This is a genomic window from Kitasatospora sp. NPDC054939, from assembly GCF_053610105.1.
Genome location: NZ_JBSGXP010000292.1, coordinates 1 through 2,605, shown reverse-complemented (window position 1 = coordinate 2,605; position 2,605 = coordinate 1). Strand labels below are relative to the sequence as shown.

The window sequence follows — 2,605 nt, the reverse complement described above, 5'->3', positions numbered from 1 at the left end:
CGTACGGGAGTGCGCGGCCGCTCCGGCGGTTCGTGCGCGGCGGTGGGGCCGGTGGCCTCCGGGGCCTCCGGGGCCTCCGGTGGGCGCCGACCGTCCGCCGCGGGGGTGTCCGCCGGTCCTCGCCGGTCCTCGCCGGTCCGCTGCCGGGCCCGCCTCGGGTGGCCGGTGCCGGTGCCGTCTGCCGCCCCGTGCGCGGACGGCCGAGCGCCCCCGGCACCGGTCCTGGTGGACGGTGCCGGGGGCGCGGGTGCGGCAGGGCGGTACGGGTGCTGCGGACGGGTCAGGCCTTCTCGGTGGGCACGTCGTCCTCGTCGTCCTCGTCGGGCTCGTGGTGGTCGAGGTTGACGGTGCCGCGCTTCCAGTAGCCGTCGACGTCGGTGTACTCGCGGTCGAAGCCGAGCTCGCGCAGGTAGCGGCGGATCGGGCGCAGCTCGCCGGCCTCGCCGGTGATCCAGACGTAGGGCTGGCCGGGCGGGAACTCCAGGTTCTTGATGGCCTCGAAGAGCAGCTCGCCCTGGCCGTGGGCGAGGCCGTTGCGGTGGATCCAGGTGATCTCCGCGTCGGCGACGGTCGGGAGGTGCTCCTCCTCCGCCGCGTCGTCGACCTCGATGAAGGCCTTGGCGACGGCGCCGGCGGGCAGGGCCTGGAGCCAGCGGGCCAGGCCCGGCAGGCCGGTCTCGTCGCTGGCGAAGAGATACCAGTCGAAGTCCTTGGGGACCATGACGGAGCCGCGCGGGCCGGCCAGGCCGAGCAGGTCGCCGGGCTTGGCGTCGGCGGCCCAGGCGGTGGCGACGCCGTTGCCGTGCAGGACGAAGTCGAGGTCGAGCTCGCCCGCCTCGCGGTCGAAGCGGCGGGTGGTGTAGTCGCGGCTGATCGGGAAGGGCGCCTCGGTGGGCATGATGATGCCGTCGCCGTCGGCCTCGACACCGGGCAGCACGGGGACCGTCTCGCCCGGGGCGGGGAAGAAGGCCTTGACGTGGTCGGCGGGAGCCTGGTCGACGAAGCCTTCGAGTTCGGGGCCACCGAGGGTGACGCGGACCATCCGGGGGGTCGGGCGGGTGACGCGCAGGACCTGGAGGGTGCGGACGGTGACGGGGTGGTAGACGATCTCGACGGGCTCGGTGTGGACGACGGCCACGGGTGCTCCCTCTCGGTGCGGGGCGGGATCGGGGCGGGCGGGCCCGGACCGCGCGGGGTCGGATGGCGGTGGATCAGGTGAGGACGGATCGGGCGTCGGCCGACCGAACAGCACCGGGGCGCGCCGGACGGCGGCCCGTACCGGGAAGGGGAGCCCCTGCCGGTCGACCCGCCGCCGAAGCGCGTTAGGTAAGGCTTACCTAACATTGCTGGTCGGTGAAATGTCAAGGCGGCCCCGGGCCCCCGGCGGCCGACCTGAGGACACGTCACTCCGCCCACCCGGCAGCGGATCCGTGCAGACCGCCGGACCAGGGGCGGCGGCGCCGCTGTCGGTCCCGTACGGTTCACTCTCCCTGCCGGCCCCGCTGCGCCGCCGTCCCCCGCCCGGTCGCGCCTGCACCCCGGGAGTGCCGCCCACGACCGCACCCTGCCGGGCGGGCCCGCCGACCCCGGCGACCCCGAACAGTGGGAGGGCGTCCTGCTGGCCGCTCTGCTCGCCCACCCCGCCGCCGGCCGGCTGCGCACGCTCGACCTGCGCCTCATTGACTACCGCCACTCCGCCGAGCGCGCGGTGGCCGCCCTCGCCGACCGGCCGCGGCCGCGGCTCGAACACCTCTCCATCGGCTACGGGTTCGAGGACCTCTACGAGAACAACGAGACCTCGGCCGGCAGCCCGATCGACCCCCTGGACTACCTCCACCGGGGCATCACCAGGACCGCGCCGTGGGACGCCCTCCCGGCCCTGCGCAGCCTGGAGGCCGAGGGCCCGTTCCTGTTCGACGCCGTCGACCACGCCGGCCTGACCCGGCTGCGGGTCCGCGGCCCGGTGGTCTCCGACGGCGCCCTGTTCGACCTCGGCCGGACCCCCGCGGTGGTGTCCCTGGAGGTGGAGGTCGGCTGCGACGTCTTCGGCGTCACCTGCCCGCTCGACCAGCTCGACGAACTGCAGGCCGCGCAGTTCCCCGCGCTCCGCGAACTCGACCTCGGCGACGCCGAGTTCGACGCCGGCTCGATCGAGACGCTGGCGGCGCTCGCGGCCTCGACGGTCCTGCCCCGGCTGGAGCGGCTGACCGTCCGGGACCTCGTGGTCGGGCGGCACGCATGCGAGGGCGAACCGCTCGCCGCGCTCGCCGAGCTGGCCCCGCGGTTCGCCCACCTCGCGCTGCACGTGCGCGGCACCGTCGCCGTCGAGGGCGCCACCGCCGAGGACGTCGCCCGGGTCCTGCCCGCGCTCCGGGCCGGCACCCCGGGTACCCCAGGCACCTCAGGCAGCCCCGACGCCCCCGACGCCCCCGGCGAGCGACCCGACGCCTGAGCGGTGGGGGGGGGGGGGGGGGGCGCGGCCCCCCCCCCCGCCCCCCCCCCCCCCCCCCCCCCCCCCCCCCCCCCCCCCCCGCCCCGGGGCCCCCCCCCCCCCCCCCCCCCCCCCCCCCCCGGCGGCCCCCCCCCGGGCCCCCCCCCACACCCC

General features: G+C 77.2%; 2 protein-coding genes. One reads left to right on the top strand and one right to left on the bottom strand.

What is annotated here, in order from left to right:
- Nucleotides 1-280: 280 nt before the first annotated feature.
- Nucleotides 281-1,138: a siderophore-interacting protein gene (locus ACWGB8_RS38360; protein ID WP_452218283.1), complete on the bottom strand. Its 858-nt coding sequence runs from the start codon at nucleotides 1,136-1,138 to the stop codon at nucleotides 281-283.
- A 570-nt stretch (nucleotides 1,139-1,708) separates the two neighbouring features.
- Between ACWGB8_RS38360 and ACWGB8_RS38355 the strand changes: the two genes are divergently transcribed.
- Entirely contained in the window at nucleotides 1,709-2,452 is a 744-nt protein-coding gene (locus tag ACWGB8_RS38355) for a hypothetical protein (RefSeq protein WP_452218282.1), read from the top strand.
- Nucleotides 2,453-2,605 lie beyond the last annotated feature (153 nt).